The sequence below is a fragment of the Slackia heliotrinireducens DSM 20476 genome, assembly GCF_000023885.1.
GTDB classification, from domain to species: domain Bacteria; phylum Actinomycetota; class Coriobacteriia; order Coriobacteriales; family Eggerthellaceae; genus Slackia; species Slackia heliotrinireducens.
The window spans coordinates 476,625-491,542 of record NC_013165.1 but is presented as its reverse complement, the minus strand read 5'-3'; the positions used below and the strand labels follow the sequence as shown (position 1 = coordinate 491,542).

12 protein-coding genes are annotated in these 14,918 nt (G+C 62.6%); 4 read left to right on the top strand and 8 right to left on the bottom strand.

What is annotated here, in order from left to right:
- Positions 1-128: 128 nt before the first annotated feature.
- Positions 129-716, bottom strand: a complete 588-nt coding sequence (locus SHEL_RS02015; RefSeq protein ID WP_012797579.1) for a TetR/AcrR family transcriptional regulator — start codon at positions 714-716, stop codon at positions 129-131.
- 281 nt (positions 717-997) lie between these two features.
- Between SHEL_RS02015 and SHEL_RS02010 the strand changes: the two genes are divergently transcribed.
- Together SHEL_RS02010 and SHEL_RS02005 are read left to right on the top strand one after the other, a co-directional pair.
- A complete protein-coding gene (locus SHEL_RS02010; RefSeq protein WP_012797493.1) occupies positions 998-1,996 on the top strand; it encodes an IS1595 family transposase in 999 nt (332 codons plus the stop codon).
- A gap of 182 nt (positions 1,997-2,178) precedes the next feature.
- Positions 2,179-2,637 carry an NAD-binding protein gene (locus SHEL_RS02005; RefSeq protein ID WP_012797578.1) on the top strand — a complete coding sequence of 153 codons (459 nt, stop codon included), beginning with the start codon at positions 2,179-2,181 and terminating at the stop codon, positions 2,635-2,637.
- Here the strand turns inward: SHEL_RS02005 and SHEL_RS02000 are convergent.
- Complete coding sequence (locus SHEL_RS02000; RefSeq protein WP_012797577.1) at positions 2,625-3,167, bottom strand: hypothetical protein; 543 nt, start codon at positions 3,165-3,167, stop codon at positions 2,625-2,627. The two genes, SHEL_RS02005 and SHEL_RS02000, sit on opposite strands and share 13 nt — an antisense overlap.
- Positions 3,168-3,755: 588 nt before the next feature.
- On the opposite strand from SHEL_RS02000, the gene SHEL_RS01995 reads away from it, so the two are divergent.
- Both SHEL_RS01995 and SHEL_RS15055 read left to right on the top strand, forming a co-directional pair.
- Positions 3,756-4,766, top strand: a complete 1,011-nt coding sequence (locus SHEL_RS01995; RefSeq protein ID WP_012797576.1) for a tetratricopeptide repeat protein — start codon at positions 3,756-3,758, stop codon at positions 4,764-4,766.
- 133 nt (positions 4,767-4,899) lie between these two features.
- Complete coding sequence (locus SHEL_RS15055; protein WP_012797575.1) at positions 4,900-7,998, top strand: SEL1-like repeat protein; 3,099 nt, start codon at positions 4,900-4,902, stop codon at positions 7,996-7,998.
- 54 nt (positions 7,999-8,052) lie between these two features.
- Here the strand turns inward: SHEL_RS15055 and SHEL_RS01985 are convergent, their stop codons facing one another.
- The 6 genes from SHEL_RS01985 to SHEL_RS01960 form a co-directional block, all read right to left on the bottom strand.
- Entirely contained in the window at positions 8,053-8,871 is an 819-nt protein-coding gene (locus SHEL_RS01985) for a vWA domain-containing protein (RefSeq protein WP_012797574.1), read from the bottom strand.
- A 364-nt stretch (positions 8,872-9,235) separates the two neighbouring features.
- Positions 9,236-9,898 carry a hypothetical protein gene (locus tag SHEL_RS01980; protein ID WP_012797573.1) on the bottom strand — a complete coding sequence of 221 codons (663 nt, stop codon included), beginning with the start codon at positions 9,896-9,898 and terminating at the stop codon, positions 9,236-9,238.
- Positions 9,899-9,991: 93 nt separating this feature from the next.
- A complete protein-coding gene (locus tag SHEL_RS01975; RefSeq protein ID WP_012797572.1) occupies positions 9,992-11,677 on the bottom strand; it encodes a protein phosphatase 2C domain-containing protein in 1,686 nt (561 codons plus the stop codon).
- A gap of 170 nt (positions 11,678-11,847) precedes the next feature.
- Positions 11,848-12,654, bottom strand: coding sequence for a vWA domain-containing protein (locus SHEL_RS01970; RefSeq protein ID WP_012797571.1), 807 nt, complete (start codon positions 12,652-12,654; stop codon positions 11,848-11,850).
- Positions 12,655-12,707: 53 nt separating this feature from the next.
- Positions 12,708-14,003 carry a serine/threonine protein kinase gene (locus SHEL_RS01965; RefSeq protein ID WP_012797570.1) on the bottom strand — a complete coding sequence of 432 codons (1,296 nt, stop codon included), beginning with the start codon at positions 14,001-14,003 and terminating at the stop codon, positions 12,708-12,710.
- Positions 14,004-14,080: 77 nt separating this feature from the next.
- Positions 14,081-14,911 carry a DUF456 domain-containing protein gene (locus tag SHEL_RS01960; RefSeq protein WP_012797569.1) on the bottom strand — a complete coding sequence of 277 codons (831 nt, stop codon included), beginning with the start codon at positions 14,909-14,911 and terminating at the stop codon, positions 14,081-14,083.
- Positions 14,912-14,918 lie beyond the last annotated feature (7 nt).

Genomic DNA, 14,918 nt, shown 5'->3' with positions numbered 1-14,918 from the left:
GTCGACAAACCGCTGGTCGAAAGCTGGCTTGCCGAAAGCCCAGCGGCCGAAGGACTGTCAGCCGACAGGCCGCCAGCCAACAAACCGCTGGTCGAGAAAGCCGGCCGACCTGCCCGCCCGGCCGAAACCTACAGCTCCGAGCGTCGGCGCACGTCACGAATGGAGAAGTCGTAGACCAGGTGCGCCAGCCGGTAGGCGGACACGCCGCGCGAATCGGACAGCCATTCAGAAATCATATACAGCGTCCCTGTCAGGGCAAACTCGAGCGCCAGGTCCAGTTCGGCTTCGGAGCGCTCCGCCGACTCGCCCACAACGTAAGTGCGCCACAGGGGCTTCAGGTTGTTCTTCAAACGGTGGACGAAAGCCGGGTCGCCATTTTCGCCGAGAAGGATGGCGATGCTGTCCTTGTTGCGCTCGTAGTAAGCCACCACGTCGGCGCAAGCGGCGATGCAGCTGAGCTTGCTCGAGTCCTGGCTCAGGCGCTTCATACAGGCTTCGACACAGGCCGTCATGCCGTCGAGCAGGTCGTTCTCGATCTGCTCCAGTACATCGTACAGGTCCTGATAGTGCAGATAGAAGGTACCGCGGTTGTAGCCGGCGCGCTCGCAGACCTGCCCCACGGTCATCTTGTTGATGGGCGTCGTCGCGTACAGCTGCAGGAACGCTTCGCGGAACTCGGCTTTGGTTTGCGCAGTTTTGTCAGGTCGTTTTCTCATAGGGAAAGCTTACCACGGAGTGCACTGCGGCAGGCGCGGGACAGCGCGACAGCGCGACAGCGGCGCGGGTTTGGAACAGGGGACGGGTCTGGCGTTCCAATTTTCGCTGATCCTACAGTCAACCAACGTAGGCATGCTAGGCACTCCCGAGCAGTCGGCCGCCGTGCTGTGCAAAAGGCTATAATGGCGGAGCCAAACAATGATCAGCCCAGGTGCCCATCCGGTCCATTGTTTGGCGACGATCCCGATCGGATGGGCGCCTGGGCGGATGGGATACCGCCATGTCCACCCGTACGAACCCGTTCGCGAAGCGGGTCAACGCCCTCGATGAGGGCGATTTCGCGCTCTTGCAAGAGGCCGTCGAGACGAGAAGGTGCCGCGAGTCCGTCGGCGTCGGAGATTACGACGAGGCTGCCGACGAGTGGAGGCCCCGGCCCCCGTGCCCGAGATGCGGTTCCGGCGAGACCGTCGGCCGAGGCCGCACGGGTGCCGGCCGCAGGTTCTGGGAATGCCGCGACTGCGGTCGCAAGTACACGTCGTTGGCCGGCACGATATTCGAATCCTCGAAGAAGCCCCTGTCCGCATGGGTCCTCTTCATCCGCCTCATGTGCTACAACGTGCAGCTCGACGCTGCGGCGGAGCTCTGCGGGATGTCGCACCAGACGGCCTGGGAGTGGCGCCACCGGGTCATGAGCACGATAGACGGCTACCAGGACCGCATCGTCCTGCGGGACAAGGTCTGGATAGACGAGATGTACGTCACGGACTCCGACCTGAAGGGAGGCCCGGGCTGGAGGCCGAAGAGGGGCCTGAGCAAGGACAAGGTCTGCATAGCGGTCGCGATCGACGTCCACAAGAACGTGGTCGCCGTGCGCTGCGGCCACGGCAAGCCCTCGGCCAGGCGCATCAAGGACGCGCTGCAGGCCAGCATCGCCGAGGGCTCCGAGATCTTCCACGACATGGAGAAGTCCCACAAGTCGCTGGTGAAGGCCGTGAAGGGCGTCGACCGGCCCTACAAGGCCGACACGAAGGACCCGGAGTACCTCGAGAAGATGGCGATGGTGAACAACCTGTGCTCCTGGATCAGGCGCTACCTGCACGGCTACGTCGGCATGGACGTCAAGAACCTGCAGTCATATCTGAACTGGTACGCGTACCTGTTCAGGGTCAAGCGGGCCGAGGAGAAATGGCCCAAAGTGGAAAGGGTGCTCCGCCATTTGTTCATGGCCGACGCCACTTTCCGCAGCTCGCGCAAGCGCGGTCACGCCTACGTTGGTTGACTGTAGGGTTCGCTGAAAATTGGAACGCCAGACCCGTCCCCTGTTCCAAACCCGCCGCCTGTTCCAAACCCGCCCCGTCCAAACCCTCCCCGTCCCGCTGGCTCAAGAATCTTTAGACCGTTTTAACGTGAACAACCCTAGACTGAAAAAGGCCGAAAGCGTCAACGCGAGAGGAGGACGCTATGTCATTGCTTGGCGGAAAGCGCGCCGTAGTGGTCGGATGCGGATCCTTCGGAGCTGCGGCGGCGGGAGCCCTTTGCCGGCTTGGATACAAGACGTCGGTCATCGACATGGACGTCAGCGCGTTCAATCGTCTGTCCCCCGACTTCGAGGGGGACACCATCACGGGCGACGGAACCAGCTTCGCCGTGCTGAAGGACAGCGGCGTACAGACGGCGTCCCTGCTGGTTTGCGCCACGAGCCACGACACCGCCAACATGCTTGCCGCCGAAGTGGGAAGCGACGTCTGCGGATGCGCGAACGTGTTCGCACGCATCAATAACCAGGCGATTGCAAGCGTTTTGGAAAACCACAATGTGGAAGTGATCTGCCCTCACCAAGTCCTCGTGAAAGAGCTTTGCGTGCAGGCCGGATTCAATGTCCCCGTTGTCCACCCCCGGCGGGAAGGCTACATCTCGTAGAAGAAGGACGGTCCGTAGAGGATGCCTGACGGGAAGAAATACAGATACGGAGCGGTTATCAGAGCCAGGCGCAATGCGGAACGTTTCGCCTGTTCGGGAGTGAGCCCCGCGCGCACGAGGATGAACCGGTCCAAGGCGTAGATGCACAGGCCCGATACCGCCACGGCCAAAGCCACGACAAGAAACGCCACAATGTTGCTGAACGGGTTGAAGCCGATGCCGTACTCGATGGCGTCGAGCAGGGCGTTGCTCTGCGAAGGGTCGGCCACCAGCGTCGGAACCAGAAACGCCACCAGCAGCACGAGCATGCCGACGAAGTCGCTGGCAAACCCCGCCAGGCAGATCTTCCACGTGTGGCGACGGCAGAATGCGCCCGCCTCGGGCATGTCTTTAAGGCTCCACTTCAGGACCATTCGGTCGATCAGGTAATTCAGCGGGATGAGCAGCAGCCACAGATACGAGGGCCAGAAGACGAGCAGCCACAGGGGAAGCATGATGTTATACGCGTTCGACCAAGAGTTTCGCTTCATGACAGCCTCCTTTCGGCTGCGCCGACGGATGCGGAACCTTCGTCACCGAGTGTAGCACACGTCTGGTCATCCGGTTCACACGCCGCACGGGCCACCCGATTCCCGAGTCGCAATGCACGCATACAGCCCCACAATCGGCGGCTCCCCCGTTCACGCAAGCTGCGCGGCCAGGCTTCGGTTCCGTTGGCTCGCACGGTCGGGCTTCGTCCCTGTCGGTTCGCGCGGTTGTGCCCACAACTATCGCGAAAAAGGGCCTTCGCTGCCAAAAAAATCAGGATTTTGGGTCTGAGGAGTAGGCGGTCGGGATTGCACGAGGGGCTCATTCGGGTGGGGTCTTGAACTTTTGGGCCTGAGGAGCAGGCGGCCGGGATTGTATGCAGGACTCGCGCGGGTGTGGGCCCGGGATTGCAGGCCCGAGGAGCAAACCGTCGCAGGTCCGAGCGAACCGCAACGGACACCGCGATGCTCGTCTGCCTCACGCCATACCGTATGGCCCCATGAATTGCCAGGTTGCGCAACGGCCTCGTTATGCGGACGGTAAGGTACACTATGTCATGCTCCAAAACTGCGAGAAGGGACTTGCCGATTATGAACGAAACCGAACTGATGTCGAAATACGAACCGGGCGACATGCGGAACTTCGCTTCGCAGCCCGAATCAGGATCCTGTCAAGTATCGGAAGCTCGAAAGTGTCTTGAAGCAGGACTCCGCGCAGCGACGAACGAAGTTGCTCCTGACTTCGATGCGGCCCTGGCCTACTTTCTCGAAGGCGCCTCAATGGGCGATTCCGATTGTCAATACCAGGCCGCATGCCTTCTCGACACGAACGGGGCGTTTGCAAACCGCCGTAGCGAATGCGTTCCCCTGTATGAGCGCGCGGCCGCCGCGGGTTTTGCGGATGCGCAGGCCGACCTGGCCCTTCTGTATTTGTCGGGCGACTTGGTAGACAGGAATCCCGCGCAGGCCGTCAGCCTTCTCGAAACCGCCGCAGCGCAGGGAAACTCCGCCGCCCAGTACAATCTGGCGTTGATCAACCGCGACGGTGAAGACGGGATACCGGCGAATCCGACAAAGGCGTTTCACCTGTTCAAGGCGGCCGCAGACCAGGGCGATGCCGATGCGCTGCTGACGGTGGCCGATATGCTGCATGCAGGCAACGGCGTCGAGAAAAACCTCGAGGAAGCGGCCCGCCGGTACCGCGCGGCTGCGGAGCTTGGAAGCGCAGAAGCGGCATACAAGCTGGGCATCATGTTCATGACGGATGATTTCGAGGCGGAATACGGGGACGGCTACACTAACGCGTTCGACGGCTCGATGTTCTGGCTTCGCAAGGCCGCGGAGCAAGACTGGCCGGATGCGTTCATGCCGCTGACCGAGTGCATGGATCTGTCCGATCCGCTCGAAGAGCTGTATTCGGCATCGGACTACGCTCATTGGTACCGCAAGGCCGCCGAGCTGGGCAATCCGGAAGCCATGCGATGCCTGGCCTACGTGATTTCTGAAACGGATCCCGACGAAGCCCAGCGCTGGTACCGCAAGGCCGCTGACCTTGGAGATGCGTCGGCGGAAACATGGCTGAAGAAGCATCGGTTGTTATAGCCGTATAATCTCAACCGTTGAAAAAAGGGGCGCGCCGCACGTCCGCGGAAGGACCGCGGGCAAGGCGACGGCCGCCGCGACAAGCGCAACGCCGAAGCATGCCGATGACGGCACGTAGGGAAAGGCACGAAGGATGCGGGATGCAGCCCATCTGTTCATAATGGAGGCCGCGCCGGAATCTCCGGTTTCGGACCTCTTGGGCCGCCGCGTGTCCGTATCATCTGGCCGTATCGGCGAAGACGCTCCGCTGGAAGAAATGCCCTCGTTTGAATCAGACGGCGTCGAGCTGCGCGTGAAGGCGTACCGCGTCCGCGTGTCGAGCGTCGGAGCCGATCCGTATGCTCTAGCTATGAGCACGGCACGGGCCGAATACGAGATGCTCGCGGCGCTCCCGACGACGGACGGGCTTGCGGCCTGCGCGCTCGGCGTGCTGCAGACGGCCAAGGGCGACCACCCCTGCGTGGTGTTCCAGGTCGCCGGGGCGTCGGACGGCGGAACGGGCGAAACGACCGAAGCCGGGGCCGCAGCTCAGGCTCAGGCCGAAACGGGAGCTCAAGCTGAAGCCGCTGCCGGCGCCGAGACAGAAGCTGCGACCGAAACCCAACCCTCTGCCCGGGACCACTTCGAAGCGGGCCTTCGCGCCGAAATCGGCGAAGGAGTTGAGCGCAACATCGGCACGGCCCTCTCCCATTATCTTAAAGGCGCCGACCTGGGCGACCCCGATTGCCAATACCGTGCGGCGTACCTTTTGGACACGGAAGAATCCCTCGCGTTCCAAAGGGGTCGGTGCGCCGCGCTGTACGAAAGCGCCGCATCGTCCGGCAATGCGGACGCCCTGTCCAACCTGGCTCTTTTCTATCTGTCGGGCGACTTGGTCGGACGCAACCCGGTCCGGGCAGCCGAACTTATGGAATCCGCCGCGAAGCTTGGCAACGCAGCGGCCCAATACAACCTGGCGATCATCTACCGCGACGGCGAAGACGGCGTTCCCGCCGATCTGAATCGGGCGATTCCCCTGTTCAAGGCGGCAGCCGAGCAAGGCGATGCAGATGCCGCCCTGGCGGTGGCCGATGCATGCGCGCAAGGGGAAGGCGCCGTCAAGAATCCGAAGGAAGCGGCGCGGTGGTACCGCAAGGCCGCCGAGGCGGGCCGCATGGATGCCATGTACGAGCTGGGTCTTCTGTACGAGCGGGGCAACGGCGTGACCGAAAACCGTCGGGAAGCGGTCAGTTGGTACCGCAAGGCCGCAGACGCGGGCAACGCGGATGCCATGTTCCGGCTGGCGTCCATACGCCTGCACGGCAACGGCGCGAAAAAGGATCTCGCCGAGGCCTTCGACCTGTTCAAAAGGGCCGCCGAGGCAGGCCATCCCCAGGCCATGTTCAACACAGGCGTCATGTACGCCCATGGCGACGGCGTCAAAAAGGACGCGACGGAAGCCGCAAGCTGGTACCGCAAGGCGGCGGATGCGGGCGTCACAGGCGCGATGTGCAATCTGGGCATCATGCATGAACGCGGCGACGGCGTGGCCAAGGATCCGCAGGAAGCGGCCAGCCTGTACCGGAAGGCGTCGGACCTGGACAATGCGCTGGGCGCATACAACCTGGGCATCATGCTCCTCAACGGTTCCGGCGTGGCGAAAAACCCGCAGGAAGCCGCACTCCACCTTCGCCGGGCGGCGGCGTTGGGCAATACGGAAGCCATGATCAAGATGGGCGAAGCGTATGAGTCGGGTGAAGGGGTTCGCAAGAACAAGAAATCGGCGGTCAAGTTCTACAGGGATGCGGCGTCGCAGGGCAACACCGAAGCGATGTGCAAACTGGGCGCACTGTACGAAGAAGGCAGCGGCGTGGATCGCAACCGGCAGGAAGCCGCCGAGTGGTACCGGAAGGCCGCGAAGCTCGGCAGCACCGAGGCGACGTGCGCCCTTGGAAAGCTGTGCCGCAAACATGACGCGTCGACGGCATTCGGGCTGTTCGAGTCCGCCGCGAAAGAGGGCAACGCCGAAGCGATGGGCATCCTGGCCGACATGCTTTCCCAAGGAGAAGGGACCGGGGCGGACCGCCAGACGGCCCTGCTCTGGTACTGCAAAGCAGCCGACGCCGGCAACGCCGAGGCCATGTACAACCTGGGCGTCAAGTGCGCCAACGGCATAGACGTCGAAAAAGACCAGCAGAAGGCGATAGGCTGGTACCGCAAGGCGGCCGATGCGGGCCATGCAGCCGCCATGTGCAGCCTGGGCACCATATGCGAATACGGCAACGGCGTGACAAAGAACCTGGCCCAGGCGGTGAAATGGTACCGCGACGCTGCGAACCTGGGCAACCCGAACGCCATGTACAACCTGGCCGTCAGGCTCGCGAACGGCGGAGGCGTGAAGAAGAACGCCAAGCAGGCAGCGAACTGGTACCGCAAGGCGGCGGATGCGGGGCATGCACCGGCCATGAACAGCCTGGGCCTCATGTACGAGCAGGGCGAAGGCGTGGCCAAGAACCACGCCGAAGCGATGCGCTGGTTCCGCAAGGCGGCCGATGCGGGCAACGTCATGGCGATGTGCAATATGGGACGCATGCTCTCAACCGGCAAGGAAGCTTCGAAAAACCTGATGGAAGCGGCACAGTGGTACCGCAAGGCCGCCGAATTCGGCGAGACGGAATCCATGTACAACCTTGGGCGCATGCTTGCCAACGGCCAAGGGACCGGGAAGAACCCTTTGGAGGCTGCGCAGTGGTTCCGCAGGGCGGCCGAAGACGGGCACGAGCTTGCCATGTACCACCTGGGCGTCATGTATGCCAACGGCGAAGGCGTGGCAAGAAACCCCCACGAGGCTTTGACCTGGTATAGAAAGGCCGCAGACCTTGGAAACGCCAACGCCATGTACAACCTGGGCGTCATGCTTGCAGGCGGCATAGGCGTGGAGAGGAATCCGCAGCAAGCGGCGCGTTGGTACCGCAAGGCCATCGGCAAGGGACATGTGGCCGCCATGAACAACCTGGCGCTCATGTACGAGCGCGGCGAAGGCGTCGAGAAGAACCTCAAAGAGGCGGTCAGCTGGTGGAAGATCGCCGCCAAGAAGGGGTCGCCGAACGCCATGTACAACCTGGCCCGCATGTACGAATCGGGCCAAGGCGTGGCGAAGGACAAGAAGGAAGCCCAGAACTGGTATAGGAAAGCCGCAAGCTACGGGCAGGCAGGCGCGCAACTCTGGATGAAGAAGCACCGGCTGGTTTAGCAGACCTTTCGATTCGCGTCGGCGAAACGGCGCACGTCCGACCAGGCTACGGCTTTATGCCCAGCTGTCGTCGAGGTCGTCCCAAACCTCGTCGTTACCGGAAATGTCCGCCGTATCCGTTCGCTCGGGTTCAGGCCGGACGGTCATGCCCATCTCGGTGCGGACCGCGTTGACGATATCGTTCTGGTTGCTGTCGCTCGTGCGGCTTCTGCCGTTGATCATGGACGCCGTTACGGAAACCACCTTGATGAGCTTTTGCAGCGTGGCGCTGTCGGAAACGGGAACCACGGCCTCGGGGTTGCCGTCGGCGATGCGGGCAAGCACTTCCCTATCGGCGTTGTCGCCCACGGCCAGGGCTATCTTGGTGGCGGCCCGCACCCAGCGGTTGTTTGCGCACACCTTCTCGAAGGCGCTTTCCCAATCGTCGGTGGGCCCGCCATCGCTCATGAAGATGATGACTGGAACCTTGAACCCGGTCTCGCTGACCAGCATCGCATCGCGCGTGAGCTGCTCGCCCAGCTCGATGAGGGCCGCACCCAGGTCGGTGGACCCACGGGCCTTCAGCTTGTCCCAATAGAAATCCTCCAGGTCCATAAGCGCCGGCTTGCCCGTCACCGGGTCGGTGGTAATCCATTCCGCACCCGTAGAGAACCCAAGCACGGCAACCTTGACGTCGGCGGTGGGATTCTTCGCGGCCACGTCCCCAAGCACGTCCAACGTCTCGTTCATGGCCCTGTTGACGGCTGATATGCGCCCGTAGAAATTCATCGAGCCGGACGTATCTATCACATAGATGATGGGCAGCAGCTTGCGGGCCTTCGCCATGGTGTACTCGATGTTGGGCATGGGGTCCTCCAGCCGATTGGTGCACATATCAGAACGCCTGCACGAAACCGCCGGCGAATCGGGGCCGACGTTGCTTCGCGGGGGTTTCCGACATTATATTCCACACTTGGAAAAGCGGATCGCCCGATGACGGTCGGAACAGGTCAAAACCGCCCGCATGCGCTACACTTTGGAAGACACCTGCAAAGGCAAATCGAGGAAAGTCTGAAATCGATGGAAAACGAGAGCTGCCTGTTCGTCACCAATGCCGTATCGGAACCGCAGGACGACCGCGCTTCTGGCCGATAGGATCGCTCGCGCCATGCGGCTTGTGCTGGCTTCGAAAGGCGATGCCTAAGCCCGAGCGTTTTTCGGAACGAGTCCCATCAAGCCCCCCGCCGACGTCGGAACCTTAGCGGCCCGCGCCGCTGCGTTTGTACTTGCGGGCGTTAGGGCTTGAAGCCTGGTCATCCGCGGGTTGCGGCATGTCGGCGACGGATTTGACGGGTACGCCCTTCCAGGTCACGTTGTTGCTCCGCTTGTATTTCGAGATGTCGTGCAGACGGGTGCCGCCCTGCCCCGACGGGGTTTTCGGGGGCTCGGCAGCCTGCGGCGTTCGCTTCTGCTCCGAAACGTCTTTTCCACCCGATTCCGCAGCGGGATTTCGGGCATCATCCGGCTTCTTCCGGTCGGCAGCCTTCGGCTTGGACTTGGGCTTGCTCTGGGCCTTGCCGTCCAAACCCGTTCCGAACGCCACCCGGCACACGCCGTCTGCCAGCGCAAAGGACAGCCGATCGGCGACGGCGTTGGCCAGCAGGCACTCTTCGACCAGCTTCATCCGAACCTTGCCGCGGGCCAAGCGCATCTCGGCCACATCGGCGCTCGACGCGTCGTGCAGGATGCGCATCATGGATTCGCTCGCGTTGGTCTGCAGCACCTGGATGTCGCGCATGTGGTCGCAGCCGACGGCGAAATCCATCAGGCCGGAACAGAACGCCTTGGGACGCAACAGCACGTCGAGCCCCAAGGTCTGAAGGGTCTTCTCAACCGCTCCGTTGTATGCAGCCTGCGTCACACCGTCCGCCTTTCAATCAGTTGCCTGCCCGCCTTGCGGGCCCTGCCATGTCAAACCAACGCGGCGACGGCCCGCATCCGCCGCCGCACCCGTCTACCCGCGGTTGAAGAAACGGCGGGAAAGCCTATGGATCCGCGATCCGATGTCGTCGAACTCGGGTTCGACCGAAACGTCCGTCCAAGGCTGGGCCTCGACGTCGGGCCCGAATCCAGGCATGGGCTCGGGATCAGGCGCGACGCTCGGCTCCGTTTCGGGGGTTTCGCCAGAACGGGCCCCGCCGTCGAACACGTTGTCGAAGGAATCGTCGCTTGCACCCAGAGCCTTGAGCTGCTCCTTGTAGCCGTCACGCTCTGCGATCAGGCCGTTGCGCAGAGCCACGTAGTCTTCCAGCTCCTTGCAGGCACGCTCGTACGCGTCCTTCGTTCGGACCACGTCGGCCTCGGCGTTTTTCAGGTCCTCTTCCAGTTTCGCCTGCTGCTGCCCCAACGAACCGCGCAGGGCGCTCAGCGTGCGAAGCGAGAAGAAGCCCTCCGCCGCGCCGCTGTTCACGTTGGACACGTCGGATCGAAGCTCCTGAACGCGCACTGCAAGGGGGTCGCGGACGGCAACGGCGGCCCGATAGTCCTTTTCAGCTTTGGCCACATTGCCTTGCAGGTAACCCATCTTGCCCTGCATCTTGGGCAGGCGCTCCTCGATGCGGGAAAGCTCCAGCTGAATGGGCACCTGGGCGTTCTCCATGTCGTAGCGCTCGACGAAGGGGCGCACCGCCTCCGCGTCGATGATGCCGCAGATGGTCACGTCGTCGCGGCTGCCCCCGGCCGAAAACGCGGGCAGTTCGGCCTGCAGCTTGGTTTGAAGCTCGGCCACGGAGCTGCGGGCCGCGTACACCAGCTGCTCGCGGTAGAAGGAATGCATCTGCTCTGGCGAGAAGTACGCGTCCTCGACGCCGTCCGACCCGGCAAGCACGGCCACCACGGGATGGCTGCGCAGGTCCCAGATGCAGAATCGCATGCTGGCCAGGGCGTCCTCGTCGCACATGGACGTGGTCACGTTAGCGAAGCAGCGGTCGTCCCAGGGAATGGGCTGGCTCACGTCGCCTTGGGCGTCGAACACGCACAGCCGCCCGTCGCCCTGCTGCAGCAGCAATGCGTAGGTGTCGGTCACCAGGCCCGCGATGAGCGTGGTGCCGTAGATATGCTCGATGCGTTCGCCGGCCTGATAACGGGGCTTGTATCGGTCGCTGCAACCCGCCCATTCCTCATCGGTCAGGGGGTTTTCGGCATAATGGCTGTTCACGCGGCTTGTCCAATCGCCCACGATGCTTACGGCCACCTGGCGCATGAGCATTTTGGCCTGCTGCGGATCGAACAAGAGCGCCTCACGGCCGGTCAGGTCCGCATTGCCCTGCTCGTCCCCGATTATACTCACGGCGTCCTGAAGCAGCATCTTCTTGGAGCGCATCCGTCTAGGTTCGGGCGCTTCTTCCGCAGGCGCCGGCTCCTGCTCGACGGCTTCATCCGTCGCGTCCGCCGCGGCCCCGGGCACGCTGCCGTCCTGACGCACGTCCTCGGCAAACGAGCACAGCGCATCCAGGGCCGATTCGCACACCCACTGCGAGCCCAGGCTGCTGCGAGGGCAGTTGCTGTCGCCATGCCCGTCGCCCAAGGCGAACACCTGGTAGAACGCGCCCTTGCGCACCGCGCCGAAGTCTTCGCAGGGCAGCCCGTCATCAATGTGGCTCGCACCCTGTGTCCGCACGCATATAAGATCAAACGCCATAGCCCACAACCTCTCAAACGCGGCCGTTCAAGCCGCGCCGTGTCGACAAAGCTCCGCTTCTCCGGAATCGTTCACGAAGGGCCGTGCGAACCGGCCCTTTCGCCACACTTATAGAGTATGACGGCGCGGCCCGGGGCCTTCACCCCGCGACGCCACGACGTCAGCGACGGTTACTCCCACGTGTCGTCGTCATCGTCCCAGCCCTCGGCGAACCCTCCGCCGGTTTCGGGCTCGGGCTCGGGTTCGGGCGTGAACTCCGGCTGGGTCTTGCCCTCTTCGCCCATGGTGCGGTTGATCTCGTTCACGATCTCGTTCTGGTTGGTATCGGCCGTGCGGCTCTTGCCGTTGATCATGGATGCCGTAACCGAAACAACCTTGATCAGGCGCTTCAGGGTCTCGCGATCGGTAACGCCGATCACGGCCTCGTCGTTGCCGTCGGCGACGCGGGTCAGAACGCCGCGGTCTGCGCCGTCGCCCACGGCGATGGCGATCTTGGTGGCGGATTTCACCCAACGGTTGTTGGCGACGGCCTTGTTGTAGGCGCTCTCCCAGTCATCGGTGGGGCCGCCGTCACTCATGAAGATGAGGACGGGCACCTTGAAGCCGGTGTCGCTGACCAGCATGGCCGAACGGTTGAGCTGGTTGTCCAGTTCCGTCATGGCGGCTCCCAGGTCGGTCACGCCGCCGGCCGTCATGTCGTTCCAATAGAAGTCATCCAGGTCAAGCAGGGCGGGAGCTCCGGTGGACGGGTCTTTGGTGACCCAGCTTGCACCCGACGAGAAGGCCAGCACGCCGATCTTCAGCTCGGCGGTGGGGTTCTTCGCCGCGACGTCCTTGAGCACGTCCATGGTCTCGCGCATGGCTTCGTTCACGGCCGAAATGCGGCCCTCGACGTTCATGGAGCCCGACGTGTCCAGCACGTAGATGATGGGCAGCAGCTTGCGGGCTTTCGATTGGGTGTCGCCGATGTTGGGCATATCTGATCTCCTTCTTTAGGTCGGTGCATACATTCAGCAGAGGTTCTGCAACGTTACTGTATTCCTATTTCGGCATCGTAGACCTGCAGCCTGATGCCGGCCTTCAGGGGAACCACGTCGCCGGGTTTCACTTGGTTCACCTTGCCGCTGGGCGTGATGCCAAGGATCACGTTGTCGGTTGCGTTCATCAAACCCAGAACGCCGGGCTTGTCCTTGCGGGAAACAACGCGAACCACCTGGTCAAGTGCGGAATCCGCATTGCACGACGGGTCGATCTGGCAGCGGTAGACCCGCGTTTTCCTGGCGGCCGTGACGCTGTAGTCCAACAGCTTGAGGGTGTGGGTGACCTGCAGCATCTGCTGGCAGGTGTCGCAGGGCGTATCGGACGCGTCGGTCACGAACACCTCGCCGCCGCAGGACGGGCAGGACACGATGTCGCCCTGGAACCGGACCAGCACCTTCAGCCAGTCCAGCTCGCGCATGCGCTTGCCCGGATTCTTCAACGCGTCCTGAGAAAGCGCCTTGATGAACGCGTCCTGCACGTAGGAGGGCATGAACTTCCAGCGCATGATCTCGTTGTTATGCACGCCTGGCACGGGGCGGTTGTCGTCGTTGTCGGGGTCGTACACGAACAGGGGCATGGAGCCGTACAGCTTGCGCTCATCGGCGGGGGTCAGGCACGCCTTGGTCCAGCGGCGGCCCTCCAACGGATGCTCGTTGCACAGGATCATGTACAGCACGACGGCCAGCGAGAAACGGTCGGTGCTGGTGGACGGCTGAGCCTGGCCCAGCACCACTTCGGGAGCCATGTAGCCGGGCGTGCCCAGGATGAAGGTATCGGACAGGTTCGGCGCCGCATTGTCGTTGTCGCAGATCAGAACCTTGCCCGTTTTGGGATTGATGAAGAAGTTTCCGTCGTTCATGTCCTGGTAGCACATCCCGTTGTTGTGCAGGATGCGGAAGGCGCTGGCTATGCGGATGCAGGCCTCCACGGCGGCCTTGAACGAGACGAACTTCACGTCGGCTACCAGGAATTCCGTCAGCTCATGGTATTCGGGGTCGCGCAGGTCCATGACGTAGCCGAAGGATCCGTACTCGCGCTCGGTGACGGTGATGGGCCACAGAAACGAAGGGTCGGGCGCGCCTTTGGCGGCGTTGTTCTTCAGGTTCGTATAGAACTTGTCCGGATTGGGCAGCACGTTGCGCTTGTACCATTTAAGCGCCTTGTCCTCACCGTTGAAATCTGCGATGTACACTTCGCCCTGGCCTCCGGCGGCAAGGTATTTCTTCACCGTCACAGGCATCCCCGTGACGGTTTGGACGACATCGCCGGGTTTGAATTGCGGCATACGGCTCCCTTCCTCATGCTCATGCGGCCCTGCCGGTCCCATCGGATCCGTCCGGCGGACGCGCTTGCGGATTCGTGCTAGAAGATGTTGGTCCCGCTCACGAAGTTCTTGTTGGGCATCGTGAACCGGCGCTTGACCATGCCGTCAAGCTGGTCGATTATCTTCAACGTCGCGTGCTGCGACTTGTATTTCGGTTTGAGCTTCGCGGCGAACACCTTCGAAAGCACCTGCGCCATGGCCTCGCACTCTTCGGAAGAGTTCAGGGCGGTGTAGCGCTCCCTATGGAAGGTGTACACGTTGCTGTGCCAGTTCTCGCCGTCGAATATGCGCAGCTCGGTTCGGGTCACCTCGAACCCGAAGTCCACCACCACATCGCGGTCGGCGTTGCCGGCGATCCACTGTCTGGCCTGAAGCTGCTTGTCGAACTCCTGCACCAGGAAATCCGCCATGCGGCCCAAGTAGCTGCTGTTCGCCTTCGCCTTCTCGATGCACTTCGCAACGCGTGCGTCGTAGGCAGCAATCTCGCGATCGGCCTCCCTGCTGCATCGGTCGCGTGCCGCAATGCGCTTCTGCTCCGCTTCCGACTCGAGCCGCTTCACGTTCTTCTCGATGCCGTCGTTGGTGCTGTCGACGCCGGAATCGTACAAAAAGCCACCGGCGATTGCGCCTACGATCAGGCCCACAAGGCAGATTCCAGGGTGAAGCCCTATCATCGAAGGGGCGAAGAAACCCACGACCGCGCCCACCACCGATGCGAAGCAGCCCGGCCCTTCTTCCTTTTGAGCACGGCCCTTTCGGGCCCTGAAAGAATCGTCGCTCAGCTTGCGGCTTATCTCGGCGCACTCGGCCGTGGCCTTGTCTTCCCACTTCTGCCGAATGCCTGCGCGCACGCCACGTTCGTTACCCATATGCCGA

What these genes read in the sequence shown, in the direction of transcription:
- SHEL_RS01965 (WP_012797570.1), bottom strand. Translation starts at nt 14,003, where the DNA reads ATGCCGCAATTCAAACCCGGCGATGTCGTCCAAACCGTCACGGGGATG.
- SHEL_RS02005 (WP_012797578.1), top strand. Translation starts at nt 2,179, where the DNA reads ATGTCATTGCTTGGCGGAAAGCGCGCCGTAGTGGTCGGATGCGGATCC.
- SHEL_RS02000 (WP_012797577.1), bottom strand. Translation starts at nt 3,167, where the DNA reads ATGAAGCGAAACTCTTGGTCGAACGCGTATAACATCATGCTTCCCCTG.
- SHEL_RS01960 (WP_012797569.1), bottom strand. Translation starts at nt 14,911, where the DNA reads ATGGGTAACGAACGTGGCGTGCGCGCAGGCATTCGGCAGAAGTGGGAA.
- SHEL_RS15055 (WP_012797575.1), top strand. Translation starts at nt 4,900, where the DNA reads ATGCGGGATGCAGCCCATCTGTTCATAATGGAGGCCGCGCCGGAATCT.
- SHEL_RS01985 (WP_012797574.1), bottom strand. Translation starts at nt 8,871, where the DNA reads ATGTGCACCAATCGGCTGGAGGACCCCATGCCCAACATCGAGTACACC.
- SHEL_RS02010 (WP_012797493.1), top strand. Translation starts at nt 998, where the DNA reads ATGTCCACCCGTACGAACCCGTTCGCGAAGCGGGTCAACGCCCTCGAT.
- SHEL_RS01975 (WP_012797572.1), bottom strand. Translation starts at nt 11,677, where the DNA reads ATGGCGTTTGATCTTATATGCGTGCGGACACAGGGTGCGAGCCACATT.
- SHEL_RS01995 (WP_012797576.1), top strand. Translation starts at nt 3,756, where the DNA reads ATGAACGAAACCGAACTGATGTCGAAATACGAACCGGGCGACATGCGG.
- SHEL_RS02015 (WP_012797579.1), bottom strand. Translation starts at nt 716, where the DNA reads ATGAGAAAACGACCTGACAAAACTGCGCAAACCAAAGCCGAGTTCCGC.
- SHEL_RS01970 (WP_012797571.1), bottom strand. Translation starts at nt 12,654, where the DNA reads ATGCCCAACATCGGCGACACCCAATCGAAAGCCCGCAAGCTGCTGCCC.